Origin of the sequence: Streptomyces sp. NBC_01426 (assembly GCF_036231985.1) — a bacterium.
GTDB lineage: Bacteria > Actinomycetota > Actinomycetes > Streptomycetales > Streptomycetaceae > Streptomyces.
Window position 1 is genome coordinate 2,009,373 of sequence record NZ_CP109500.1, and the last position, 24,870, is coordinate 2,034,242.

At 72.3% G+C, this 24,870-nt stretch carries 17 protein-coding genes; 6 read left to right on the forward strand and 11 right to left on the reverse strand.

The annotated features are described in order from the left end of the window. The first annotated feature begins 44 nt into the window (after window positions 1-44). Complete coding sequence (gene cobN / locus OG906_RS08740) at window positions 45-3,653, forward strand: cobaltochelatase subunit CobN (protein WP_329441498.1); 3,609 nt, start codon at window positions 45-47, stop codon at window positions 3,651-3,653. A 150-nt stretch (window positions 3,654-3,803) separates the two neighbouring features. On the opposite strand, the gene OG906_RS08745 is transcribed toward cobN, so the two are convergent. Next, window positions 3,804-4,025, reverse strand: coding sequence for a hypothetical protein (locus OG906_RS08745; protein ID WP_053681386.1), 222 nt, complete (start codon window positions 4,023-4,025; stop codon window positions 3,804-3,806). 254 nt (window positions 4,026-4,279) lie between these two features. On the opposite strand from OG906_RS08745, the gene OG906_RS08750 reads away from it, so the two are divergent. After that, window positions 4,280-6,496 carry a terpene synthase family protein gene (locus OG906_RS08750; RefSeq protein ID WP_329441503.1) on the forward strand — a complete coding sequence of 739 codons (2,217 nt, stop codon included), beginning with the start codon at window positions 4,280-4,282 and terminating at the stop codon, window positions 6,494-6,496. Between the two features lie 124 nt (window positions 6,497-6,620). Here the strand turns inward: OG906_RS08750 and OG906_RS08755 are convergent, their stop codons facing one another. The 6 genes from OG906_RS08755 to OG906_RS08780 all read right to left on the reverse strand — a co-directional run bounded on the left by OG906_RS08755 (window position 6,621) and on the right by OG906_RS08780 (window position 14,973). Further along, window positions 6,621-7,859, reverse strand: a complete 1,239-nt coding sequence (locus tag OG906_RS08755; RefSeq protein ID WP_329441505.1) for a GNAT family N-acetyltransferase — start codon at window positions 7,857-7,859, stop codon at window positions 6,621-6,623. Between the two features lie 128 nt (window positions 7,860-7,987). Continuing rightward, entirely contained in the window at window positions 7,988-9,151 is a 1,164-nt protein-coding gene (locus OG906_RS08760; protein ID WP_329441507.1) for an XdhC family protein, read from the reverse strand. 80 nt (window positions 9,152-9,231) lie between these two features. Continuing rightward, window positions 9,232-10,695, reverse strand: a complete 1,464-nt coding sequence (locus tag OG906_RS08765; protein ID WP_329441509.1) for an NCS2 family permease — start codon at window positions 10,693-10,695, stop codon at window positions 9,232-9,234. 362 nt (window positions 10,696-11,057) lie between these two features. Next, the gene (locus tag OG906_RS08770; RefSeq protein WP_329441512.1) at window positions 11,058-13,463 is read right to left on the reverse strand and encodes a xanthine dehydrogenase family protein molybdopterin-binding subunit; all 2,406 of its coding nucleotides are present in this window, start codon (window positions 13,461-13,463) and stop codon (window positions 11,058-11,060) included. Between the two features lie 2 nt (window positions 13,464-13,465). Next, a complete protein-coding gene (locus OG906_RS08775) occupies window positions 13,466-14,074 on the reverse strand; it encodes a (2Fe-2S)-binding protein (RefSeq protein WP_329441514.1) in 609 nt (202 codons plus the stop codon). Window positions 14,075-14,076: 2 nt separating this feature from the next. Next, on the reverse strand, window positions 14,077-14,973 hold the full coding sequence (locus OG906_RS08780) for an FAD binding domain-containing protein (protein WP_053681400.1): 897 nt from the start codon (window positions 14,971-14,973) through the stop codon (window positions 14,077-14,079). A gap of 253 nt (window positions 14,974-15,226) precedes the next feature. On the opposite strand from OG906_RS08780, the gene OG906_RS08785 reads away from it, so the two are divergent. Continuing rightward, window positions 15,227-16,903 (forward strand): PucR family transcriptional regulator, encoded by a 1,677-nt coding sequence (locus OG906_RS08785; protein WP_267796935.1) that lies wholly within the window; start codon window positions 15,227-15,229, stop codon window positions 16,901-16,903. Between the two features lie 154 nt (window positions 16,904-17,057). Then, entirely contained in the window at window positions 17,058-17,834 is a 777-nt protein-coding gene (locus OG906_RS08790; protein WP_329441521.1) for a hypothetical protein, read from the forward strand. 76 nt (window positions 17,835-17,910) lie between these two features. Here the strand turns inward: OG906_RS08790 and OG906_RS08795 are convergent, their stop codons facing one another. Next, the gene (locus OG906_RS08795) at window positions 17,911-18,588 is read right to left on the reverse strand and encodes a GntR family transcriptional regulator (protein ID WP_329441523.1); all 678 of its coding nucleotides are present in this window, start codon (window positions 18,586-18,588) and stop codon (window positions 17,911-17,913) included. A 132-nt stretch (window positions 18,589-18,720) separates the two neighbouring features. Between OG906_RS08795 and OG906_RS08800 the strand changes: the two genes are divergently transcribed. After that, on the forward strand, window positions 18,721-19,587 hold the full coding sequence (locus tag OG906_RS08800) for a (2Fe-2S)-binding protein (protein WP_329441525.1): 867 nt from the start codon (window positions 18,721-18,723) through the stop codon (window positions 19,585-19,587). A 192-nt stretch (window positions 19,588-19,779) separates the two neighbouring features. Continuing rightward, complete coding sequence (locus OG906_RS08805; protein ID WP_267796932.1) at window positions 19,780-20,838, forward strand: DUF2637 domain-containing protein; 1,059 nt, start codon at window positions 19,780-19,782, stop codon at window positions 20,836-20,838. 51 nt (window positions 20,839-20,889) lie between these two features. Here the strand turns inward: OG906_RS08805 and OG906_RS08810 are convergent, their stop codons facing one another. The 3 genes from OG906_RS08810 to OG906_RS08820 all read right to left on the reverse strand — a co-directional run bounded on the left by OG906_RS08810 (window position 20,890) and on the right by OG906_RS08820 (window position 24,867). Then, the gene (locus tag OG906_RS08810) at window positions 20,890-21,261 is read right to left on the reverse strand and encodes an ATP-binding protein (protein ID WP_329447970.1); all 372 of its coding nucleotides are present in this window, start codon (window positions 21,259-21,261) and stop codon (window positions 20,890-20,892) included. Window positions 21,262-21,444: 183 nt separating this feature from the next. After that, window positions 21,445-23,187, reverse strand: coding sequence for a pyruvate dehydrogenase (locus tag OG906_RS08815; protein WP_267796931.1), 1,743 nt, complete (start codon window positions 23,185-23,187; stop codon window positions 21,445-21,447). A 66-nt stretch (window positions 23,188-23,253) separates the two neighbouring features. Continuing rightward, on the reverse strand, window positions 23,254-24,867 hold the full coding sequence (locus tag OG906_RS08820) for a protein phosphatase 2C domain-containing protein (protein WP_329441528.1): 1,614 nt from the start codon (window positions 24,865-24,867) through the stop codon (window positions 23,254-23,256). Window positions 24,868-24,870 lie beyond the last annotated feature (3 nt).

A 24,870-nucleotide genomic window follows, 5' to 3' on the forward strand; every position in this document is an offset into this window, starting at 1 on the left:
CTCACTGCCCGGGGCGCGGAAACCCCGAGGAAGGCTGCCGCCGCATGATCCTGCTGCTGTCGACGTCCGACACCGATCTGCTCAGCGCCCGCGCCGCGGACGGCCCCGTCCCGTACCGGTTCGCGAACCCCTCCCGCCTTCCCCTGGCCGACCTGCCGGGCCTCCTCGACGGAGCCGACCTGGTCGTCGTACGCCTCCTGGGCGGTCTGCGCGCCTGGCAGGACGGTCTCGACCTGCTGCTGGCCCCGGACCAGACCCGTCCCGTGGTCGTGCTGACCGGCGAACAGGCCCCGGACGCCCAGCTGATGGAGGCCTCCACGGTCCCGATCGGCATCGCCGCCGAGGCGCACGGCTACCTCGCGCACGGCGGCCCCGCCAACCTGGACCAGCTGGCCCGCTTCCTCTCCGACACCGTGTTGCTCACCGGTCACGGCTTCGAGCCCCCGGCCGCGGCGCCCACCTGGGGCCCGCTGGAGCGCACCCCGCAGCGCACCGAGGGCCCCAAGGTCGCGGTGCTCTACTACCGCGCCCACCAGATGAGCGGCAACACCTCCTTCGTGCACGCCCTGTGCGAGGCCGTCGAGGCGCAGGGCGCGCAGGCGCTCCCGCTGTACGTCTCCTCGCTGCGCACGCCCGAGCCGGGCCTGATCGCCGAGCTGGAGTCCGTCGACGCGGTCGTCACCACCGTTCTCGCGGCGGGCGGCACCAAGCCCGCCACCGCCTCGGCGGGCGGTGACGACGAGTCCTGGGACGCGGGCGCGCTGGCCGGGCTCGGCGTGCCGATCCTCCAGGCCCTGTGCCTGACCGGGTCGCGCAGCGCCTGGGAGGAGAACGACGAGGGCCTGTCCCCGCTCGACGCCGCGACCCAGGTCGCGGTGCCGGAGTTCGACGGCCGTCTGATCACCGTCCCGTTCTCCTTCAAGGAGCTCGACGAGGACGGGCTGCCCGCCTACGTGGCCGACCCCGAGCGGGCCGCCCGGGTCGCGGGGATCGCGGTGCGCCACGCGCGGCTGCGGCACATCGAGCGCCGCGACAAGAGGATCGCGCTGGTGCTGTCGGCGTACCCGACGAAGCACTCCCGGATCGGCAACGCGGTCGGCCTGGACACCCCGGCGAGCGCCGTGGAGCTGCTGCGCACGCTGATCGCCGGCGGCTACGACTTCGGCCCCGTCGAAGAGGTCCCGGGCCTGGTCTCGGGTGACGGCGACGAGCTGATCCGGGCCCTGATCGAGGCCGGCGGCCACGACCAGGACTGGCTCACCGAGGAGCAGTTGGCCCGCAACCCCGTCCGCATCCCGGCCGCCGACTACAAGCGGTGGTACGGGGAGCTCCCGGCCGATCTGCGCGCGAGCGTCGAGGAGCACTGGGGCGAGGCACCCGGCAACATGTTCGTGGACCGCTCCGCCAACCCCGAGGGCGACATCGTCCTCGCGGCCCTGCGCCGCGGGAACCTGCTGATCCTCATCCAGCCGCCGCGCGGCTTCGGCGAGAACCCGATCGCGATCTACCACGACCCGGACCTGCCGCCCTCGCACCACTACCTGGCCGCGTACCGCTGGATCCAGGCGCGCGCCGAGGACGGCGGCTTCGGCGCCGACGCGATGATCCACCTGGGCAAGCACGGCAACCTGGAGTGGCTGCCGGGCAAGAACGCGGGCCTGTCCGCGTCCTGCGCCCCGGACGCCGCCCTCGGCGACCTGCCGCTGATCTACCCGTTCCTGGTCAACGACCCGGGCGAGGGCACCCAGGCCAAGCGCCGGGTGCACGCCACCCTGGTCGACCACCTGGTGCCGCCGATGGCGCGCGCGGAGTCGTACGGCGACATCGCGCGCCTGGAACAGCACCTGGACGAGTACGCGCAGATCTCGGCGATGGACCCGGCGAAGCTGCCGGCGATCCGCGCGCAGATCTGGACCCTGATCCAGGCCGCGAAGCTGGACCACGACCTGGGGTTGGAGGCGCGCCCCGACGACGACGGCTTCGACGACTTCCTGCTGCACGTCGACGGCTGGCTGTGCGAGGTCAAGGACGCCCAGATCCGCGACGGCCTGCACGTCCTGGGCGGCGCCCCGACCGGTACGGCCCGGGTCAACCTGGTGCTCGCCATCCTGCGCGCCCGCCAGATCTGGGGCGGTACGACGGCCCTGCCGGGCCTGCGCGAGGCGCTCGGACTGGACGAGTCCGCGGCCACCCGCACCTCCGCCGACGAGGCGGAGGAGACGGCCCGCGCGCTGGTCCAGGCGATGGAGGACGCGAACTGGGCTCCGGAGGCGGTGGCCTCGGTCGCCGCCGCTCACTCGGCGGACGTGGCGGCGGTGCTGGACTTCGCGGCCCGCGAGGTCGTCCCGCGCCTGGCCGGCACCACCGACGAGATCGCCCACGTGGTCAGCGCCCTGGACGGTTCCTTCGTCCCGGCGGGCCCCTCCGGCTCGCCGCTGCGCGGCCTGGTCAACGTGCTGCCGACCGGCCGGAACTTCTACTCCGTCGACCCGAAGGCCGTGCCGTCCCGGCTGGCGTGGGAGACCGGTCAGGCGCTGGCCGACTCCCTCCTGAACCGCTACCGCACGGACAACGGCGAGTGGCCCCCGTCCGTCGGCCTGTCCCTGTGGGGCACCAGCGCGATGCGGACCTCCGGCGACGACGTGGCGGAGGCCATGGCGCTGCTGGGCGTGCGTCCGGTCTGGGACGAGGCCTCGCGCCGGGTCACCGGCCTGGAGCCGATCCCGCTCGACGAGCTGGGCCGGCCGCGCATCGACGTCACCCTGCGCATCTCGGGCTTCTTCCGGGACGCGTTCCCGCACGTCATCGGTCTGCTGGACGACGCGGTGCGGCTCGCGGCCTCGCTGGACGAGCCGGCCGACCGGAACTTCGTCCGGGCCCACGCCCAGGCGGACCTGGCCGAGCACGGCGACGAGCGGCGGGCGACGACCCGTATCTTCGGCTCGCGCCCGGGCACGTACGGCGCCGGCATCCTCCAGCTGATCGACTCCCGCGACTGGCGCACGGACGCCGACCTCGCCGAGGTCTACACGGTGTGGGGCGGGTACGCGTACGGTCGCGGCCTGGAGGGCCGTCCGGCGCGCGCCGAGATGGAGACGGCGTACAAGCGGATCACCGTCGCCGCGAAGAACACGGACACCCGCGAGCACGACATCGCGGACTCGGACGACTACTTCCAGTACCACGGCGGCATGGTCGCCACCGTGCGCGCCCTGCGGGGCACGGCGCCCGAGGCGTACATCGGGGACTCCACCCGCCCGGAGACGGTCAAGACCCGCACGCTGGTGGAGGAGACCTCCCGGGTGTTCCGCGCCCGGGTGGTCAACCCGAAGTGGATCGAGGCGATGCGTCGCCACGGCTACAAGGGCGCCTTCGAACTCGCGGCGACGGTGGACTACCTCTTCGGGTACGACGCCACGACGGGCGTCGTCGCGGACTGGATGTACGACAAGCTGACCGAGACGTACGTCCTGGACCCGGAGAACCGCGCCTTCCTGGAGGAGGCCAACCCCTGGGCCCTGCACGGCATCGCCGAGCGGCTCCTGGAGGCGGAGTCGCGCGGCATGTGGGAGAAGCCGGACGCGCGGATCCTCGAAGAGCTGCGCCAGGTATACCTGGACACCGAGGGCAACCTGGAGGGCGAGGCCGAGTAGGGCCGGGCGGCGGCCGGGGAGTCCCGGCCCGCCCTCGCGCCACCGGAGCGACGAACGTCCTCCTCGCCCGTCGTCGGGGCGGGGAGGACGCGCTCTTCTGCGGCCCGCCCTGCGCCCGCCCGGACCGCGGGCGGGGCGCGGGCCGGTCGCCTACTTGGTCGTGGTGTTCAGCGCGACGAGCGCCGCCGCCCACCGGGCGTACTTCAGTTGGCCGAGGTCGGCGACGGTCTTGACCCCGAACGCCTCCTGGAGCAGTTCGCCGTCCCGGTCGGTGACGCCCTTCAGGGCCGCCACCGGCGCCGCGAGGACGTCCGCGAGCGGCTTGTCCTCCCACGCCTTGTCCAGCACCTTGCTCAGATCGATCGAAGACATCGCCGCTTCCTCCCGTATGGGATTTACATAGGGGAGGAAATCTAGATGAACAGGACATCGGTCCGGCCGTTCGACACGAACGACCGGATCCCTATCCCCCGTCAGGACCCCATGTCGCGGAACGGCACTTCCGTCACCTGAAGCAGTGAAATCCCCCTTGTCCCTCCTGCACCAGGGGTAGGTGCCTGCTGATCTCGTGCGGGGGGCCGCAGCCGAAGGCCTCCGCACCCTCGGACCGAAAGGCCTACCCCGCCGTGACACAGCCGTTTCAACTGCCGGATTTCTACGTGCCTTATCCGGCGCGACTGAACCCCCATCTGGAAGCCGCGCGCACCCACACCAGGCAGTGGGCCCGCGACTTCGAGATGCTGGAGGGGTCCGGCGTCTGGGAGGAGAGCGACCTCGAATCGCACGACTACGCCCTGCTGTGCGCGTACACGCACCCCGACTGCGACGTCGACGCGCTGAACCTGGTCACCGACTGGTACGTGTGGGTCTTCTTCTTCGACGACCACTTCCTGGAGATGTACAAGCGCTCCCAGGACCGGGACGGCGCCAAGGCGTACCTCGACCGGCTCGCCGGCTTCATGCCGATGGACCTCTCCGACGGCTTCCCCGAGGCGACCAACCCGGTGGAGGCGGGCCTGAAGGACCTGTGGCTGCGGACCGTCCCCGCGATGTCCGCGGACTGGCGGGAACGGTTCTCCGAATCGACCCGGAACCTCCTCAACGAGTCGATGTGGGAACTCGCCAACATCAACATCGGGCGGGTGGCCAACCCGCTCGAATACATCGAGATGCGCCGCAAGGTGGGCGGCGCCCCCTGGTCGGCCGGCCTGATCGAGTACGTCAGCGCGGAGGTCCCGGCGCGCGTCGCGCACGCGCGGCCGCTCGCGGTGCTGCGCGACGCCTTCTCCGACGCCGTGCACATCAGGAACGACATCTTCTCCTACGAGCGCGAGGTCGCCGACGAGGGCGAACTCTCCAACGCCATCCTCGTGTTGGAGACCTTCCTCGGCTGCTCCACCCAGGAGGCGGCCGAGGCCTCCAACGACCTCCTGACCTCCCGCCTCCACCAGTTCGAGCAGACCGCCCTCGCCGAACTGCCCCAGCTCTTCGCCGACCACGCGATGAACCCGGCCGAGGTCGCCGCCGTCCTCGCCTACGCGAAGGGCCTCCAGGACTGGCAGTCCGGCGGCCACGAGTGGCACATGGTCTCCAGCCGCTACATGAACAAGGAGGCCCGGGCCACCGCCCCGCTCAGCCTCCCGTTCATGCCCGCCGGGCTCGGCACCACCGCGCTCGACGTCCGGTCCCTGTTCACACAGCGCTCCGCGGACCTGCGCCGCCGCTCCTTCACCCACGTGCCGTTCGAGAAGACCGGGCCCTCGGTCATCCCCGACATCTACATGCCCCACCGGCTCTCGCTGAGCCCGCACCTGGCGCACGCCCGCGAGGAGTCGGTCGCCTGGTGCAAGGCGATGGGGATGCTGGACCCGCAGCCGGGCGACCCCGGTTCGGCGATCTGGTCCGAACGCAAGCTGCGGGGCTACGACTTCGCCGTCTGCTCCGCCGGGATCGACCCCGACGCCACCCCGCAGGCCCTGGCCCTCAACGCGTGCTGGCTGAGCTGGGGCACGTACGGGGACGACTACTACCCCGTGGTCTTCGCCCAGGCGAAGAACCTCACCGCGGCCAAGGCCACCACGGCCCGGCTGATCGCCATGATCCCCGTCGACCACGCGGAGCAGGCGGAGCCGGTGACGGCGATGGAGCGCGGGCTCGGCGACCTGTGGGTGCGCACCAGCGCGGGCATGTCCCACGAACAGCGCACGGAGTTCCGGGCGACGCTGGTCAGCATGTTGAAGAGCTGGCTGTGGGAGGTGGAGAACCAGGTCCTGAACCGCATCCCCGACCCGGTCGACTACGCGGAGATGCGCCGACACACCTTCGGCTCCCACCTCACGATGTACCTGTGCCGGCTCGGCCACCAGAACCGCGGCATCCCCGACGAGATCTACGCCTCCGGCACCATCCGGTCGCTGGAGAACGCCGTCGCCGACGCCGCCTGCATGATCAACGACGTCTACTCCTACCAGAAGGAGGTGGAGGTCGAGGGCGAGGTGCACAACTACATCCTCGTCACCCGGAACTTCTTCGACATCGGCTACCCGGAGGCCCTGCACATCTGCCACGCGCTGATGACGCAGCGGACCGAGGAGTTCGAGCACATCGTCGCGACCCAGATGCCGCTGCTCTACGACGACTGGAAGTTGGGCGAGGAGGCCCGGACCGCGCTCGACGCGTACGTCGCCGAGCTCAAGGACTGGCACGCGGGCATCCTCAACTGGCACGAGAAGATCGCCCGTTACCGGCCGGAGGACCTGCACGAGCTGCCGGTCGGCCTGGGCGCGGGCGCCTGGAGCGACGGCTTCGGGATGTCCGCCGCCCGGATCTCGCTGCCCCACTGACCGGCAGGCGGGGGCGGTCCGCTCGCCCGCCCCCGCCTGCCCGCCCGACCGCCCGGACCGCCCGCCTGCCTGCCGACCGCGTGCCCGCGACCGTCGCCGTACGCGGCTGCGCCGGCGCGCCCGCTCAGAACTCGTCCGCGGTGTGCGGGAGCAGTTCGGTCCGCAGCGCCGCGTCCAACGCGGCCGCCGCGCCCGGGACCCGTTCCTCCACCAGCCCGGCGGCGACCAACTCGACCACCCGGGTCCCGCCCAGGTAGCAGGCGGCCAGTTCGCGCACGTCCAGCACCAGGTCGGGCGCTGCCCGGGCGGCCTCGCAGGCGGCTCCGTCCGGTCCGGCCTTGAGCCGGTACCGTCCGGCGTTCGCGGGCAGTCGCGGGTCGGACAGCTCCAGCACCAGTTCCACCGGCGCGGCCCACGCCCGGGCGGTCAGCGCCGCCGGCACGTCGACCAGGCGCAGCCACAGCGCCGGGAACTGGGCGGTGACCCGTACCTGGTCCCGGTCGGCGGCGAAGTGCAGCAGCGGGTCGTCGACGGGGCGCCCCCAGGCGCTGACCTTGCCGGTCAGGTCGAGGGAGGACACGCACTCCCACAGGGCGGCGGCGACCGCCGGGGTGTCGGCCTCCAGTTCGTCCACGCGCACCAGGCCCGGGCCGCGGGGCCCGCCGTCCCCCGCCGGGGAGGCGGACTTGGTGCGGTAGAGCACGTACCCGGCGATCGGTTCGCCGGGCTCGCCGAGGACGACGGTCCGGGGCGGGCTCAACTCCTCGTCCTCCTCGTCGCGTTCGCCGAGCCACTCGTCGGCCCAGCGCTCCGCGCTGCGGCGCGGCCGGCCGGCCCGGGCCGCGCGGGCGGCCTCGTGGCAGGGGCCGACGAGGTCCGCCGCGTCGGCGGGATCGACCAGGCGCAGCGGGCGCCGGTCGGGGGCGACGCGCAGCGCCAGGGGGCGGGTGGAGTCGATCTCGATGGTGACGCCCTGGGTGGCGGCGCCGTAGCCGAAGCGGCCGTAGATGGCGGCCTCGGAGGCCCACAGCGCCGCGATCGGCCCGCCGGCGGCGGCGGTCCGGCGCAGTTGTTCGTCCATCAGGGCGGTGAGGACGCCGCGGCGGCGGTGCGTGGGGGCGACGCACACGAAGGTGAGCCCGGGGCAGGCGAGGTCCGCCCCGGGCACGGAGAGCCGGAAGTGGTGCGCGGCCATGAAGCCGACCAGCGCGTCCCCGTCGTAGGCGCCGATGCGGGCGCACCGGGTCAGCAGGGCGTGGTGCAGTGCCCGGCGGTCGCGGTCGGGGCGGTCGTGGAAGACCAGGTAGGCGAGCTCCAGAGCGCGGTCGATCTCGGCCTCGGGTACCTCGCGGATGTCCACCATGATCGGGAGACTAATCGGTCATCGCGGACCGGTCACCCCATAGTGGCCGGATCCGTACGCCCGCCCGGGGGCACGCCCCGCGTGCGGGGCGGTGGTGCGGCCGCCCGGCACGGGCAGGCGCCGGCCCTTCAAGCGACGGAACCTATCCGTCCCACCACGGTGTTCGATCCGTCGTGGTGGATCGGGATGCGCGCGCCCGTCAGGGCGGCGCCGGTGCCGCCGCGGCGGTTCGCGACGATCTCGGCGGCGATGGACAGCGCGGTCTCCTCCGGGGAGCGGGCGCCGAGGTCCAGGCCGATCGGGGAGCGCAGGCGGGCGAGTTCGAGTTCGCTCACGCCGACCTCGCGAAGCCGCTTGTTGCGGTCCTCGTGGGTGCGGCGGGAGCCCATGGCGCCGACGTAGGCGACGGGAAGCCGGAGGGCCAGTTCGAGGAGCGGGACGTCGAACTTCGCGTCGTGGGTGAGCACGCACAGGACCGTCCGGGCGTCGACGGCTGCGGCGTCGACCTGGGCCTCCAGGTAGCGGTGCGGCCAGTCCACCACGATGTCGTCCGCGTCGGGGAAACGGTTCTTCGTGGCGAACACGGGCCGGGCGTCACACAGGGTGACGTGGTAGCCGAGGAACTTGCCGATGCGCACGAGGGCGGAGGCGAAGTCGATGGCACCGAAGACGATCATCCGCGGGGGCGGGACGCTGGACTCGACCAGCACCTTGAGCGGCTCCCCGCACAGCCGGCCGTCCGCGCCGACCTCCAGCACGCCGGTCCGACCGGCGTCCAGCATGGCGCGGGCCTCCTCGGCGAGCGTGCGGTCCAGCTCGGGGTGTCCCCCGAAGCCGCCCTCGTGGGAGCCGTCGGCCCGCACGACCACGGCGCGGCCCATCAGCTCGGCCGGGCCCTCGGCGATCCGGGCCACCGCCGCCGCCTCCCCGCGGGCGGCGGCGGCCAGCGCGGCCGCGAACACCTCCCGCACGGGAGCGTCCGCGGCGACCGGGGTGACGAGGATGTCGATGACCCCGCCGCAGGTCAGGCCCACGGCGAAGGCATCGTCGTCGCTGTACCCGAAGCGCTCCAGGACGGGCTCGCCGTCCTCCAGCGCCTGTCGGCACAGTTCGTACACCGCACCCTCCACGCATCCGCCGGAGACCGAGCCGATGGCCGTCCCGTCGCCGTCGACGGCGAGGGCGGCTCCGGGCTGCCGGGGCGCGCTCCCGCCGACCGCCACGACCGTGGCGACGGCGAAATCACGTCCCTGCTCGACCCACCGGTTCAGTTCCTCGGCGATGTCCAGCATGCGGGCCTCCTCGGAGAGGTTCGGTTTCCAGTATCGGATACGTGGAGATTGCGGCTTGGTGCGCGGGCGTCCGGGTCGGCTTAGCCGACGCCGAGCCAGCCCTCGATCGGGTGGAGCGCGAAGTAGACCAGGAAGATGCCGGTCAGCGCCCACATGAAGGCACCGATCTCGCGGGCCTTGCCCTGGGCGACCTTGATGGCCACGTAGGAGATGACACCCGCGGCGACACCGGCGGTGATCTGGTAGGTGAACGGCATGATCACGACGGTCAGGAAGACCGGGATCGCGGTGGCCGTGTCGGCCCAGTCCACGTGGCGGGCGTTCTGCATCATCATCGCGCCGATGACGACCAGGGCCGCGGAGGCGACCTCGCCGGGCACGATCTGCGTGATCGGGGTGAAGAAGAGGCAGGCGGCGAAGAAGAGGCCGGTGACGACGGAGGCGAGACCCGTGCGGGCACCCTCGCCGACGCCGGTGGCGGACTCGACGAAGACGGTCTGACCGGAGCCGCCCGCGATGCCACCGATGGCGCCACCGGCGCCATCGATGAACAGCGCCTTCGACAGGCCCGGCATGCGGCCCTGGTCGTCGGCGAGCTTGGCCTCGGTGCCGACGCCGATGATGGTGGCCATCGCGTCGAAGAAGCCGGCGAGCACGAGGGTGAAGACGATCATGCCGATCGTCATGACGCCGACGTCGCCCCAGCCGCCGAACTCGACCTTGCCGAACAGCGAGAAGTCGGGCATCGAGACCGCGGAGCCGGAGAGCTCGGGGGGACCGTTCTTCCAGGCCTTCGGGTCGATGTCCACGATGGCGTTCAGGATCGCGGCGAGGACGGTGCCGCCCACGATGCCGATCAGGATGGCGCCGGGGACCTTGCGGGCCTGCAGCATGAAGATGGAGAGCAGGGTGACGCAGAAGAGCAGGACGGGCCAGCCGGCGAGCTCACCGACGGCGCCGAGCTGAACCGGGGGCCCGAACTCGGGACCCGCGCCGACGAAGCCGGCCTTCACGAGTCCGATGAGGGCGACGAAGAGGCCGATGCCCATGGTGATGGCGTGCTTGAGCGCGAGGGGGATCGCGTTCATGATCATCTCGCGGAGGCCGGTGACGACCAGGAGACAGATCACCACGCCGTACATCACGCACATGCCCATGGCCTGCGGCCAGGTCATCTGCGGCGCGACCTGCGAGGCGAGCACGCCGGAGACGGACAGCCCCGCCGCGAGGGCGAGCGGCACCTTGCCGACGAAGCCCATGAGGAGCGTGGTCAGGGCCGCCGCGAACGCGGTGGCCGTGATCAGGGCCGCGGGGGCCATGGTGTTTCCGGCGACGTCCTTGCCGGAGAGGATCAGGGGGTTGAGCAGGAGGATGTACGCCATGGCCATGAAGGTTGTGATACCGCCACGAACCTCGTTGCCGACGTTGGATCCTCTGTGCGTTATGTGGAAGTACCGATCGAGCCAAGAACGCCCCGCGGGGGTGAGAGAGCCGTCGCCGGCCTCTTCCGCGGTGGTCTTGGGCTCCACAGACGATTGGGTCATGGTGCCTAACTCCCAAGGTTCAAAGGGGCACCCGCTTGGAGATTGGAGATGCGGGATTTGGGATGGTGCGTTTGGCTGCACGACCCGGGGTGACGGCCCGAGGCGACGCGAAAGGTGCACTGCGTGAACTGCGGGTACTGCGGGGTTTCGCGGTACTGCCGGTGGCTCCGGGGTGGTGGTGCCTTCCGGGGTGGGTGGTGCGTGGGGGTGTACTGCCGGCGGAACGGGCCGCGAGCGGAGCGGCGTTTCGTATTCCGGACTTCGAGCTCCGGGCGGTGCGGTCGGCAAGTGTGACGTTCCCGTGTCACACCGCCCGGAGAGCTGGGGGTCCGGGGGCCTCGCGGCCCCCGGATCACGCCGTCCTAGAGGGTGCCGGTGAGGGCTTCCGGACGGATCGGCGTCTTGTTGAGCTCCAGGCCGGTCGCCGCCCGGATCGCCGCGAGGACGGCCGGGGTGGACGACAGGGTGGGGGCCTCGCCCATGCCGCGCAGCCCGTAGGGCGCGTTCGGGTCGGCGAGTTCCAGGACGTCGACCGGGATGGTCGGGGTGTCGAGGATGGTCGGGATCAGGTAGTCCGTGAAGGAGGGGTTGCGCACCTTCGCGGTCTTCGGGTCGACGATGATCTCCTCCATGATCGCCACGCCGAGGCCCTGGGTGGTGCCACCCTGGATCTGGCCGACGACGGAGAGCATGTTCAGCGCCTTGCCGACGTCCTGGGCGGTGGCGAGCTCGACGACCTTGACGAGGCCGAGCTCGGTGTCCACCTCGACCACCGCGCGGTGCGCGGCGAACGTGTACTGGACGTGGCCGTCGCCCTGGCCGGTCTTCAGGTCGAAGGCGACGGTCGGCTTGTGCCGGAACTCCAGCTCCAGGTCGATCGCGTCCTCGCCCTCCAGGATGTCCGCCAGCTCGGCGAGCACCTCCCCGCCGTCGGTGACGACCTTGCCGCCCTCCAGGAGCAGTTCGGCGGTCGCCCACGCGGGGTGGTACGAGCCGTTCTTGCGGCGGCCGATCTCCAGAACGGCCTCGCGGACGGCCTCGCAGGTGTTCTTCACGGCGCCACCGGTCATGTACGTCTGCCGCGAGGCGGACGTGGAACCGGCGGAGCCGACCTGCGTGTCGGCCGGGTGGATGGTCACCTGCGTGACACCCAGCTCCGTGCGGGCGATCTGGGCGTGCACGGTGACGCCGCCCTGGCCGACCTCCGCCATGGCCGTGTGGACCATCGCGACGGCCTCGCCGTTGATGACCTCCAGGCGCACGCGGGCGGTGGAGTAGTCGTCGAAGCCTTCGGAGAAGCCGACGTTCTTGATGCCGACCGCGTAGCCGACACCGCGGACGACGCCCTCGCCGTGCGTGGTGTTGGACAGGCCGCCGGGCAGCGCGCGGACGTCCGCGCCCTCGCCGGCGGTCTCCCACTGGCGCTCCGGCGGGAGCGGGCGGGCCTTGACCCGGCGCAGCAGCTCGGCGACGGGCGCCGGGGAGTCCACGACCTGGCCGGTGGGCATGATCGTGCCCATCTCCATGGCGTTCAGCTGGCGGAACTCGACCGGGTCCATGCCCAGCTTGGCCGCGAGCTTGTCCATCTGGGCCTCGTAGGCGAAGCAGGCCTGGACGGCGCCGAAGCCGCGCATCGCGCCACAGGGCGGGTTGTTCGAGTAGAGGGCGATGGCCTCGATCTCGACGTCGTCGATCACGTACGGACCGACGGACAGCGAGGAGGCGTTGCCCACGACCGCCGGCGAGGCCGACGCGTACGCGCCGCCGTCCAGGACGATCTTGCACTTCATGTGCGTGAGCTTGCCGTCCTTGGTGGCGCCGTGCTCGTAGTAGAGCTTCGCCGGGTGACGGTGCACGTGGCCGAAGAAGGACTCGAACCGGTTGTAGACGATCTTGACCGGCTTGTTCGTGGCCAGGGCCAGGAGGCAGGCGTGGATCTGCATCGAGATGTCCTCGCGGCCACCGAAGGCACCGCCGACGCCCGAGAGCGTCATGCGGACCTTCTCCGGCGGCAGGCCCAGGACCGGGGCGATCTGCTGGAGGTCCGAGTGCAGCCACTGGGTGGCGACGTACAGGTCGACGCCGCCGTCCTCGGACGGCACGGCCAGACCGGACTCCGGGCCGAGGAAGGCCTGGTCCTGCATGCCGAAGGTGTACTCGCCCTTGACGATGACGTCGGCGCGCTTGGCGGCCTCGTCCGCGTTGCCGCGGATGATCGGCTGGCGGTGCACGATGTTCGGGTGCGGGACGTGACCGGAGTGGTGGTCGTCGCGGCCCGGGTGGATCAGCGGCGCGTCGGGGGCGATGGCCGAGGCCTCGTCCGTGACGAGCGGCAGCTCCCTGTAGTCGATCTTGATCTTGGCGGCCGCACGACGGGCGGTCTCCGGGTGGTCGGCGGCCACGAGGGCGACCGGCTCACCGTGGTGGCGTACCCGACCGTTGGCGAGGACCGGGGTGTCCTGGATCTCCAGGCCGTAGTTCTTCATCTCGGCCGGCAGGTCGTCGTACGTGAGCACCGAGTACACGCCGGGCAGCGCGAGGGCCTCGGAGATGTCGATCGAGACGATCTCGGCGTGGGCCACGGTGCTGCGGAGCGTCTGGCCCCACAGCATGTCCTCGTGCCACATGTCGGAGGAGTACGCGAACTCACCGGTCACCTTGAGGGTGCCGTCGGGGCGCAGCGTGGACTCGCCGATGCCGCCCTTGGTGTGCTTCTGCGTGACGTTGGTCGGCGTGCCCGCCGGAACCGTGCGCGTGTTCTGAGCCATGGTCAGACCGCCTCTCCCTGACGGGCGGCCGCGAGGCGGACCGCGTCGAGGATCTTCTCGTAGCCCGTGCAGCGGCAGAGGTTGCCGGACAGGGCCTCACGGATGTCCTGGTCGGACGGGGAGGAGTTCTCCTCCAGCAGCGCGTCGGCCTGGACCAGCAGACCCGGGGTGCAGAAACCGCACTGCACGGCGCCGGCGTCGATGAACGCCTGCTGGATGTGGGAGAGCTCGACGCCCTCGCCGGTCTGCGAGTCGCCCGGCTTGGACTGCCACCGCTTGGCCTCGTCCAGGGAGACGCCGCCCTTGGCGCCGCAGCCGCCGCCGGTGCCGCAGGCACCGCCGTGGCCGTGCTCCTCGCGCTGCTTGGCGAACTCCGCCAGACCCTCGACGGTCACGACGTCGCGACCCTCGACCTGGCCGGCGGCCACGAGGCAGGAACACACCGGCACGCCGTCGAGACGGACGGTGCAGGAACCGCACTCGCCCTGCTCACAGGCGTTCTTCGAACCGGGCAGGCCCAGGCGCTCGCGCAGGACGTAGAGGAGGGACTCGCCCTCCCAGACGTCGTCGGCTTCCTGCTGACGGCCGTTGACAGTGAAATTGACGCGCATGATTACGCAGCCCCTTCAAGCGAGCGGCCGTTTTCGGTGCCGCGGTACTGCTCCCAGGTCCAGACGAGCTGGCGGCGAGCCATGATGCCGACCGCGTGACGGCGGTACTTCGCCGTGCCGCGGACGTCGTCGATCGGGTTGGCCGCGCCGGAGGCGAGGTCACCGAACTGCTTGGCGATCGACGGGGTGATGACCTTGCCGGACTCCCAGAACCCGCCCTCTTCGAGCGCGGCGTTCAGGAACTCCTCGGCGGCCTTCGCGCGGATCGGGGTCGGCGCGGCCGATCCGATGCCGGTGCGGACCGTCCGGGTCTCGGGGTGCAGCGCCAGGCCGAACGCGCAGACCGCGATGACCATCGCGTTGCGGGAGCCGACCTTGGAGTACTGCTGGGGGCCGTCCGCCTTCTTGACGTGGACGGTCTTGATGAGCTCGTCGGCGGCCAGCGCGTTGCGCTTCACACCGGTGTAGAACTCGTCGATCGGGATGAGGCGGGAGCCGCGTACGGACTCCACCTCGACCTCGGCGCCCGCGGCGAGCAGCGCGGGGTGGGAGTCACCGGCCGGCGAGGCGCAACCGAGGTTGCCGCCGACGCCGCCGCGGTTGCGGATCTGCGGGGACGCGACCGTGTGCGAGGCGAGCGCGAGACCGGGCAGCTCCGTGCGGAGGTTCTCCATGATCTGCGTGTACGGGACGGAGGCGCCGAGCCGGACAACATCCTCGCCGACCTCCCACTCCCGCAGGAGACCGATGCGGTTCAGGTCCAGGAGGTACTCCGGCCGACGGTGGTCGAAGTTGATCTCGACCATCACATCGGTGCCACCCGCAATCGGCACAGCCGTGGGGAACTCGGCCTTAGCGGCGAGCGCCTCCTCCCAGCTGGCGGGGCGAAGGAAGTCCATGTGCGGCTCTCTTCTTCTTCATCGTGTCGTTCACTTCAAGCCAGGAGGCCCCATGGCCCTCGACTGGTCGTTCACGTGCTGTTAATGCGGTGTGGAGTCAGTACACAAGCCGCGCGTCCCCCGGGTGCAGTCACCGAAACCATGAAGGAGTTGGCTGGGGACCTCCCTCGTCTTGTAGATTCGTATGAAAGGCAGGATGCGACGACCTGCCCGATTTCCAACGGCAACATCGAGACAGATCGGCGGCGACATCATGCGGCTGCGCGCACTGCTGGAAACCGAGGCGCTGGGGCTGCGGCTGCTGGGAGGCGAGGAGGAGCTGGACCGGACGGTCCGCGGGGTCATGACGACCGACCTGCGCGATCCCAGCCGGTACCTCTCCGGCGGCGAACTCGTCCTCACCGGCCTGGCATGGCGAAGGAATTCGGCCGACTCCGAGCCGTTCGTACGAATCCTCGCGAGCGCGGGGGTCGCCGGGCTGGCGGCGGGCGAGGCGGAGCTCGGCGACATTCCCGATGATCTGGTCTCGGCCTGTCTGCGCAACCGGCTGCCCCTGTTCGCGGTGAACGAGGACGTTGCATTCGCCACCATCACGGAGTACGTGGTGCGGCAGGTCTCCGGGGAGCGCGCGGGCGACCTCGCGGCCGTGGTCGACCGCCACCGTCGGCTCATGACGTCCGGGCCTGCCGGCGGCGGCCCCGACGTGGTGCTGGATCTGCTCACCACCGACCTCGATCTCCGGGCCTGGGTGCTCTCGCCCACGGGCCGGCAGATCGCCGGCGCGGGCGAACCGCTGGCACCGGGCGTCTGCGCGGCACTGGCGGGCGAGCACCTCGCCGCGGTCCGGACGGGCCGCAGGGGACCGCACCGGATCTCGATTCAGGGTATTACGTACTCCCTCTTCCCGATCAGGGGACACGGCCGCGGCGCCGGTCCGGCGGCCCGTGACGTGCGCGAGAGCGTGCTCTCCGACTGGCTGCTGGCCGTCGAGGCCGACGCGGGCGACTGGCCGGCCGAGCGGCTGGACCTGCTCCAGGGCGTCACCCAGCTGATCGCCGTCGAGCGGGACCGCCGTGACGCGGCCCGCACGGTGCGCCGCCGGCTGGCCCAGGAGGTGCTGGAGCTGGTGCAGACGGGCGCCCCGCCGGCGGAGATCGCCGCCCGCCTGCGGGTGGCGGCCCCGGTGCTGCTGCCCGGGCTGGGCGCGGCCCCGCACTGGCAGGTCGTGGTGGCCCGGGTGGACTGGGAGGGCGGTGACATCGCCGGCGGACCGGTGGCCCAGTCGCTGCTGGAGGAGATCCTGGTCGACCCGTCCCTGTCGGGACCCGAACCCTCCGACCGGATCGCGGTCGCCCACGCGGGCGACGAGGCCATCGCCCTCGTGCCGCTGCCGGCGCTCTCCGGGGACTCCGGCGAGGACAAGGGCCCCGACCCCGCCCTGCACGCCGACGTGCTCCTGACGACCGTACGGGAGCCCCTGGCGGCCGGCCTCGCCGACGACGGCCGGGTCACCCTGGGCGTCAGCGCCGCCGTGCACTCCGCCGAGGGCCTGCGCGGGGCCCTGGAGGAGGCCCGGCACGCCCGCCGGGTCGCCGCCGCCCGCCCGGGCCGGGTGTGCGCCGCCGGACACCACGAGCTGGCCTCGCACGTCCTGCTGCTGCCGTTCGTGCCGGACGACGTGCGCCGCGCCTTCACGGCCCGGCTGCTCGACCCGCTGCGGGACTACGACCGGCGCCACCGGGCGGAGCTGATCCCGACCCTGGAGGCGTTCCTGGACTGCGACGGGTCGTGGACGCGCTGCGCGACGCGACTGCACCTGCACGTCAACACGCTGCGGTACCGGGTCGGGCGAATCGAGCAGTTGACGGGACGGGACCTGTCGCGACTGGAGGACAAGCTCGATTTCTTCCTCGCACTGCGCATGAGCTGAGGAATCGCGCCAAGGGGTCGTCGCGGGCCACTGACGAGCCGTCCGGACTTTGTGAAAGAGTTCACCCGACCCCTTGGCCGAAGCCGCCGATCCGTGCTCTCATTTCGCCCCAGGGCTCAAAGACGTGCTGCTTGGTTGCTTCGGGGAGGGCAATGTGGCGGATACCGCCATGTCCGGTGCCGGTTCTACAGGGGGGGACGACCCTCTCCAGCGGGCGATATGGCGGCTGCGCTCGCGCGGCTGTTGGACCGACGCGGCGGCCCTGCTGACACCACACGTACACGACGCGGGCGCCGCCGTTCAGCGCACCGCGCTCCTCGTCGAACGCTGCCTGTTCACCGGCCAGGGCTGGGCGGAGGCGGAGGACGCCCTGCGGGTCGCGGAGGCCGTGGCGCACGACGACGGCGAACGCGGCGCGGCCGCCTGCGAGCGGGGCCACCTGGCCTACGCCGCAACGGTGTTGGGGGTGCGCGACCGGGCCGACGAGGCCCGCTCCGCACTGGGCCGCGCGGCGGCCCTGCTCGCGCCGGGATCCCGGGCCCGGCCGCTCCTGGACTTTCGCCGGGGGCTGGTCGCGGAGCACCTGGCGGACGCCCCGCAGGCGGCCCTGCCGGCGTACCGGCGGGCGCACGCGGGCGCCGTGGCCCACGACGACACCCTGCTGCTGTCGTTCACGTGGCGCCACCTGGCCGCCCTGGCCCTGCGCGACGGGGAGGTCGCCGAGGCGCGCAAGGGGTTCGCGGAGTCCCTGCGGATCCGCGAGGACCTGGGGTTCCTGATCGGCACCGCTCCCGCCCTGGCCGCGCTGGCGGAGGCGGAACCCGAACCGGAGGCGGCCCGCCTGCGCGCGGAGGCCCGCCGCCTGTTCCACCTGTTGGGCGGCATCCCCACCTGGTTGGCCGACCAGCTCCACCCGAGTCCCGCCGCCTGACCCCGACCCGGCCCCGTCCGCCCGTGAGGGCGGCGGGGACCGGGGCGGCGCGAGGTACCGGCGCGCGGCCCGACGCTCAGCCGGCGGCGCCCGCGAAGTGTTCCCGTACGAGTGACTCCACCACGGTCAGGTCCCCGGCGATCAGGGCCTCCAGTAGCACCACGTGCTCCGCGGCGTCCGCGATCAGGTCCGCGCGGCGCACCCGGGGCGCGCCGGGCAGGGGCCACTGGGACCGGCGGTGGAGGTCCTCCGCCACCTGGAGCAACTGCTCGTTGCCGGCGAGGGAGAGCACCGCCCGGTGGAAGGCCCGGTCGGCGTCGGCGTATCCGGGGAGGTCGCCGGCCGCCGCCGCTTCCGCGGTGGCCGCCGCTGCCGGTCGCAGGGATTCCCAGACCGAGGCCGGCAGGGTCCTGGCCAGCCTCGACATCACCGGGACCTCCAGCAGGGCGCGCACCTCGGCCAGCTCCGCCAGCGCCCGCGGGGTCCGGGTGAGCACGCGGAAGCCCCGGTTGGGAAGGCATTCCACCGCCCCCTCCAGCGCCAACTGCTGCATCGCCTCGCGCACCGGGGTCGCGGAGACCCCGAACCGCTCGCCGAGCGCCGGGCCCGAGTAGATCTCCCCCGGCGCCAGCTCACCGTCGACCAAGGCCGCGCGCAGCGCGTCCAGGATCTGGCCGCGCACCGAATGGCGCAGCACCTTCCGCGGCGCGATGGCGGCTTTCTCCGACACCCCGACGTGGGCCGCTTCCTGCACTCGGTCCCTCCTGAGGGTCTCGACCTGTTCCGAGAATAGGCGACCCGGCGGGGGCGCCGGTGATACAGATCGCGCGATGATCGGGTAAGGTAAGGCTAACCTTCTAACGATCGCTCGATTCGGTGGTCCACGATGCCCGTCCAGACCTTGGTACCCGCCCCGGCCGGCTCTCCGGTGGCGGACGCCTACCAACGCCTGGCCGAGGTGTACGACGGCCTGCGGATCACGGAGCTCTCGGCGCACGAACCCGGACCTCGCGGTGTGGGATGGGTCGGCGCCGACGAGCTCGCGGCGGGCGGGGCCCCTCTCGACGCCTACCTCGCCTGGGACAACGCGCAGGTGCTCCGGGACTACGGTCACCAGGCCCGGCCGGACGTCGTCGCGGGCTTCGGCCTGCACCGGTACGCCTGGCCGGCCTGTCTGCTGATCACCGTTCCGTGGCTGCTGCACCGGCGGGTGCCGCGGCCGGCCCCCGACCAGGTGGCCTTCCACCGGACCACGGGCCGGATGGCGGTGCGCGTCGACGAGTTCGCCTGCCTGCCGGACGATCCGGCGGCCGCTCTCCCCGGGGCCCGGGTCGTGCCCGACGAGGAGGCGCTGCGCGTGGAGGTCCGGGCCGCGGTGGCCCGACACCTCGAACCGGTGCTGGAAGGTTTCGGCCCGCGCATGCGGCGCGGGCGGCGCGCCCTGTGGGGCATCGTGACGGACGACGTGGTCGAGAGCCTCGCGTACGTCGGCGCGCTGCTCGGCGAGGAGTCGCGGGTCACGGCGGAGCTGGAGGCGCTGCTGCCCGGCTCCACCGCCCCCTACACGGGCGGCGCGGGCTTTCGCACCCTGACGGGCCCCGCCGGCGAGCGGCTCACCACCCGGGACCGGGCCGGCTGCTGCTTCTTCTACACGATCCGCCCGGACGACGCCTGCGTGACCTGCCCCCGCACCTGCGACAGCGAGCGCGTGGCCAGGATGACGGCGACGGTCGAGGCACCCCCGGCCGACTGAACCCACCCGCGCGGGTGAACGCGATTCGAACTCAACTCGCTCCGTGCGCGCGGGCGTTCGAGCCACAACACCCTATCCGACGGGCCCGGCACCCCGTTGGCGTCCACTTGTCCCGAAACCCGCGTGTGCGGCGGACCGACTGCGCCACTATGGCGCCCGGAAAGCCGCATACGCGAGGCAAGGGACATCCGCATGAGACTGACCGACATATCGCTGGACTGGCTGCTGCCCGGCAGCCTCCTGATCCTGGGCGTACTTGCGGCAGTGGCGGTACTGGCCCGGGGCAAGCGGGAGAGCGAGAAGGCGGCGGCCGAGGACAGCTGGGAGCGCAGCGAGGAACGGCGCCGGCGCAAGGAAGCCGTGTACGGGACCGCCTCCTACGTCCTGCTCTTCTGCTGCGCGGCGGTGGCCGCCGCCCTCTCCTTCCACGGGCTGGTCGGCTTCGGCCGACAGAACCTGAACCTCTCCGGCGGCTGGGAGTACCTGGTCCCGTTCGGTCTCGACGGCGCCGCCATGTTCTGTTCGGTGCTCGCCGTCCGCGAGGCCAGCCACGGCGACGCCGCCCTCGGTTCCCGCATGCTGGTCTGGCTGTTCGCGGGCGCGGCCGCCTGGTTCAACTGGGTGCACGCGCCGCGCGGCATGGGTCACGACGGCGCCCCGCAGTTCTTCTCGGGGATGTCGCTCTCCGCGGCGGTGCTCTTCGACCGGGCCCTGAAGCAGACCCGCCGGGCGGCGCTGCGCGAACAGGGCCTGATCCCGAGGCCGTTGCCGCAGATCCGGATGGTCCGCTGGCTGCGGGCCCCCCGCGAGACGTTCGGCGCCTGGTCGCTGATGCTGCTGGAGGGCGTGCGCACGCTCGACGAGGCCGTGGACGAGGTGCGCGAGGACAAGAAGGAGAAGGAGCAGGACCGGCACCGCAGGCGGGAGCAACACCGCCTGGACCGCGCCCATATCAAGGCGTTGGGTCGGCAGAACCGGGCCTTCGGACGGGCCCGCGCCCGCCAGGTGGAGGTTCCGGGGCTGGCTCCCGGAACGGGCTCCGCGCCGGTCGGCGCGGAGCCGGCCATACCGGAAGCGGGACAGCTGCCCCTGCGCCGCCGGCCCTCCCTGCAGGCCGTGAACGGAATCGACCCGCTTGAGGTGACCGGCCCCCGGACGGTGGACCTGACCGCCGAGGACGACACCCAGACCATTCCCCGACTCGACTCCCTGGAGCGCAAACTCAAGGACCTGGAGCAGCAGTTCGGCTGATCCATCCCATCCCCGAGGGCCGTTCCGGGCGCCGCGCGCCCGGTGCGGCCCTCACCCTTCCAGCTCGAACCAGACCACCTTGCCGGCGCCGCGCGCCAGCGTGTCCACGCCCCATTCGTCGGCCAGCTCCTGCACCAGTACCAGGCCTCTGCCGTGCGTACCGTCGTCGGCGGACGGTACGTACGGTCGGGGCCGGCGGGAGGCGTAGTCGCGGACCTCGACCCGCAAGCGGGTGGCGGCCAGGCTCGCGGACACCTCCGCGCCCTGTTCGGTGTGGACCAGGGCGTTGGTCACCAGTTCGGTGATGAGCAGCTCCGCCACGTCGGCGGTGTCGGATCGGCACCGGTGGCGCATCAACTCCCGTAACGCCCGGCGTATTTCGCCCACTGCCTTGAGGTCGGCCCGGCGCACGCTGCGGGTGATCCCCGAGGTGTCCGCCGCGCCCCCGTCCTCGGCGGACGGTTCACGCGGCTCCGGCCGCCCTCTCTTCCACGGCTTTCCGATCTTCGCCCCCACCCGCACGGCGATGTACCTCCCCCGTGTCCATGTCTCTCGAACAGGCCTACGGGATGCATGCCCCCCAGGGAAATCCGCACTCCTTCGGGCTTACGGGCGCGGTACGTTGCGGAGATTGGATCGAGCCATCTGGATCATGCGGCCCACTCCGCCGTCCAGCACGATCTTGCCGGCGGAAAGTGCGAAACCGGTCACCATGTCGGCGCTGATCTTCGGCGGAATCGACAGGGCGTTGGGGTCGGTCACCACGTCCACCAAAGCGGGTCCCTTGTGCCGGAACGCGTCCTTCAAAGCACTCGTGAGCTGCTTGGGCTTCTCCACCCGCACCCCGAAGGCGCCGGCCGCGCGGGCGATGGCCGCGAAGTCGGGGTTGTGGTTCGTGGTGCCGTACGAGGGCAGGCCGGAAACCAACATCTCCAACTCGACCATTCCGAGGGCGGAGTTGTTGAAGAGGACCACTTTGACGGGTAGGTCGTACTGCACGAGGGTGAGGAAATCTCCCATCAGCATCGAGAACCCGCCATCACCCGACATGGAGACCACTTGACGGTTGCGATCGGTGAACTGTGCGCCGATGGCCTGGGGAAGTGCGTTGGCCATGGAGCCGTGGCTGAAGGATCCGATGACGCGCCGCTTGCCGTTCGGGGAAAGATAGCGCGCCGCCCACACATTGCACATGCCCGTATCCACGGTGAACACCGCGTCCTCGTCGGCGAGTTCGTCGAGGACCGCGGCGACGTACTCGGGGTGGATGGGCGTGTGCTTCTCCACCTTCCGGGTGTAGGCCTTGACGACTCCCTCCAGTGCGTCCGCGTGCTTCTTGAGCATCCGGTCGAGGAAGCGACGGTCGGTCTTGACCTTCACCCGGCTGTTCAGAGCCCGTAGGGTCTCACGCGCGTCCCCCCAGACGGCGAGGTCCAACTTGGAACGCCGACCGAGGTGTTCGGGGCGGATGTCCACCTGGACGATCTTCACGTCGTCGGGGAGGAAGGCGTTGTAGGGGAAGTCCGTGCCGAGCAGGATCAGCAGGTCGCACTCGTGGGTGGCCTCGTAGGCCGCGCCGTAGCCGAGCAGCCCGCTCATCCCGACGTCGTACGGGTTGTCGTACTGGATCCATTCCTTGCCGCGCAGCGCGTGGCCGACGGGGGCCTTGACCCGGCCGGCGAACTCCATGACCTCGGCGTGCGCGCCGGCCGTGCCGCTGCCGCAGAAGAGCGTCACCTTGTCGGCCTCGTCGATCAACCGGACCAGCTTCTCGATCTCCCCGTCACCGGGCCGCACGGTCGGCCGCGCGGTCATCAGGGCGTGCTCGACGCTCTTCTCGGGGGCGGGGAGGGAGGCGATGTCCCCGGGCAGCGCGATCACCCCGACGCCGCTGCGGCCGATGGCGTGCTGGATCGCGCTCTGGAGCACCCGGGGCATCTGCTGCGGGTTGGAGATCAGCTCGCTGTAGTGGCTGCACTCGGTGAACAGCCGGTCGGGGTGGGTCTCCTGGAAGAAGCCGAGGCCGATCTCGCCGGAGGGGATGTGCGAGGCGAGTGCGAGCACCGGGGCCATCGAACGGTGGGCGTCGTACAGCCCGTTGATCAGGTGGAGGTTGCCGGGGCCGCAGGAACCGGCGCAGGCGGCCAGCCTGCCGGTGATCTGGGCCTCGGCTCCGGCCGCGAAGGCGGCCGTCTCCTCGTGTCGTACCTGGATCCACTCGATGCCGTCCGTCCGGCGGATGGCGTCGACTACGGGGTTCAGACTGTCACCGACGACTCCGTACATCCGTTGCACGCCCGCGCGCACGAGGATGTCGACGAACTGCTCCGCCACGTTCTGCTTGGCCATGGAAGGGGCGCCCTTTCCGGTTCGGCACTGCCGTGTGCGCCTTCCATCCACGCACGTTCCGCGCCGTTATGCCTCCCAGACCGCGGCGGCCGTCCGGTCGTCGGCGTACCCCTTGAGGCGGAGCTGGGCGTCCGCGAGGAAGGCGGGCAGGCCGGGCGGCTCCCCCTCGGACCAGCGGGCGGCGAGTTCGGCCGAGAGGAGCCCTTCCTCCCGCATCGGGTCGGCGAGCCCACCGGAGCAGAGCAGCAGGGTGTCCCCCGGTCGGGCGACGGACGCGCGGAACAGGAACCCGCTGCCCGCGCCGCCTTCGGGGGACGCCTCGGAGGGTCCGGCCGGCCCCGGGTCCGGGGCCCGACCCGGCTCCAGGTCCTGCCAGCGGCCGGCGCGGAGCCGGAAGACCCCGCCCGCGCCCGCGCCGAAGCACACCCGGTTGCGGCACCGCGGGTCCACCGGCAGCAGGACCCCGCGCAGCCCCGCCGTGTAGGACTCCTCGGCGTGGCCCAGCTCCGCGGCCCGGGCCCGCAGCCGCCCGTATCCCCGGTCGGTCAGTCGCTGGAGGCCGGAGCGCAGGGCCTCGCGGCGCCCGGCCCGGACGTCGTCGGACAGCCGTTCGTGGCTGCGCCCGACGGCCGCCGCGACGGCGTGGCACAGTTCGGCGGCGGCCTCCTTGGCCCCGGGGGCGGCCCGGTCACCGCCGGCCAGCACCACCAGCACGAGGGCGTCGTCGCCGGCGCCGAAGCGGGCGGTGAGCAGGGAGTCCCGCCGGGCCTCGCCCCGGAACCGGGCGGAGTCGCCGCGCAGGGACGCGGCGCGCAGGGTGTACGTGCCGTGGCGGGCACCTTCCAGCACGGTGTCGGGCGTCAGCGTGTCGAGCGCGGCGGGGTCGGCCGGGGGCAGCGCTCCCGGTTCGGCGTGGTAGGTGGGGGCCCGGTCCCCGAGGTGGCGCACCTCGGGCCGCTCGGCGGGCACGCCCCGGCCCGGCGGCTCCTCGCGGGGCTCCGACCCGGGTACCGGGTCGGAGCCCGACCCGGATTTCGACTCGGGCGCGGTTGCGGCCCGCGACGACGCCTCCGGTACGGGTGCGGCCGCCGGGGCGGGCGCGCCGGAGGGGGCCTCCTCGCGGGGCGCCCCCCGGCCGCGGACGGGCAGCTCGGGCGGCTCCGGCGGCCGCGGCGGGGCCACCGGTTCCGGGGCCCACGCCGGTTCGGGCTCGGCGGGCGGGACGACCACGTCGCCCAGGGCGTAGCCGGTGGCCCCGGCAGTCCGCGGGTCCCGCATCGCGGGCGCCGGCGGGTACGCCGGGGGTGGAGGCGGCGGAGGCGGAGGCACGTACGCGGGGGGCGGGGGCGGCGGTGGCGGCGGTGGGGGCGGCGGCGGTGGCGGAGGTACCGGGGTGTCCCCGCCCCGGGGCCGGGCTCCCGCCGGCTCGCGCTCCGGCTCGGCCTCCCGCCGCTGGGCGGGCAGTACCGCGCCGGCCCGGTCGGACGGTGCGCTCGTGTCCACCGGCCCCGGACCCGACTCCGCGCCCGCGCCCGTAGCCGTGCCCGTCTCGGGCTCCTTGACCAGGACCACCGCCGAGCGGTACCGCTGGTCCAGCGTGTCCCCCGGATCGGGTTCGGGTACCGCGTCCGGGTCCTCGTAGAGCTTCTGCCACCAGTCGTCCGCACCCCGCTGACTCATGCC

Coding starts and splice junctions, on each gene's coding strand:
- OG906_RS08755 (WP_329441505.1), bottom strand. CDS start 7,859: ATGGTGGACATCCGCGAGGTACCCGAGGCCGAGATCGACCGCGCTCTG.
- OG906_RS08760 (WP_329441507.1), bottom strand. CDS start 9,151: ATGCTGGACATCGCCGAGGAACTGAACCGGTGGGTCGAGCAGGGACGT.
- cobN (WP_329441498.1), top strand. CDS start 45: ATGATCCTGCTGCTGTCGACGTCCGACACCGATCTGCTCAGCGCCCGC.
- OG906_RS08765 (WP_329441509.1), bottom strand. CDS start 10,695: ATGACCCAATCGTCTGTGGAGCCCAAGACCACCGCGGAAGAGGCCGGC.
- OG906_RS08805 (WP_267796932.1), top strand. CDS start 19,780: ATGAGACTGACCGACATATCGCTGGACTGGCTGCTGCCCGGCAGCCTC.
- OG906_RS08770 (WP_329441512.1), bottom strand. CDS start 13,463: ATGGCTCAGAACACGCGCACGGTTCCGGCGGGCACGCCGACCAACGTC.
- OG906_RS08815 (WP_267796931.1), bottom strand. CDS start 23,187: ATGGCCAAGCAGAACGTGGCGGAGCAGTTCGTCGACATCCTCGTGCGC.
- OG906_RS08780 (WP_053681400.1), bottom strand. CDS start 14,973: ATGGACTTCCTTCGCCCCGCCAGCTGGGAGGAGGCGCTCGCCGCTAAG.
- OG906_RS08775 (WP_329441514.1), bottom strand. CDS start 14,074: ATGCGCGTCAATTTCACTGTCAACGGCCGTCAGCAGGAAGCCGACGAC.
- OG906_RS08745 (WP_053681386.1), bottom strand. CDS start 4,025: ATGTCTTCGATCGATCTGAGCAAGGTGCTGGACAAGGCGTGGGAGGAC.
- OG906_RS08785 (WP_267796935.1), top strand. CDS start 15,227: ATGCGGCTGCGCGCACTGCTGGAAACCGAGGCGCTGGGGCTGCGGCTG.
- OG906_RS08820 (WP_329441528.1), bottom strand. CDS start 24,867: ATGAGTCAGCGGGGTGCGGACGACTGGTGGCAGAAGCTCTACGAGGAC.
- OG906_RS08800 (WP_329441525.1), top strand. CDS start 18,721: ATGCCCGTCCAGACCTTGGTACCCGCCCCGGCCGGCTCTCCGGTGGCG.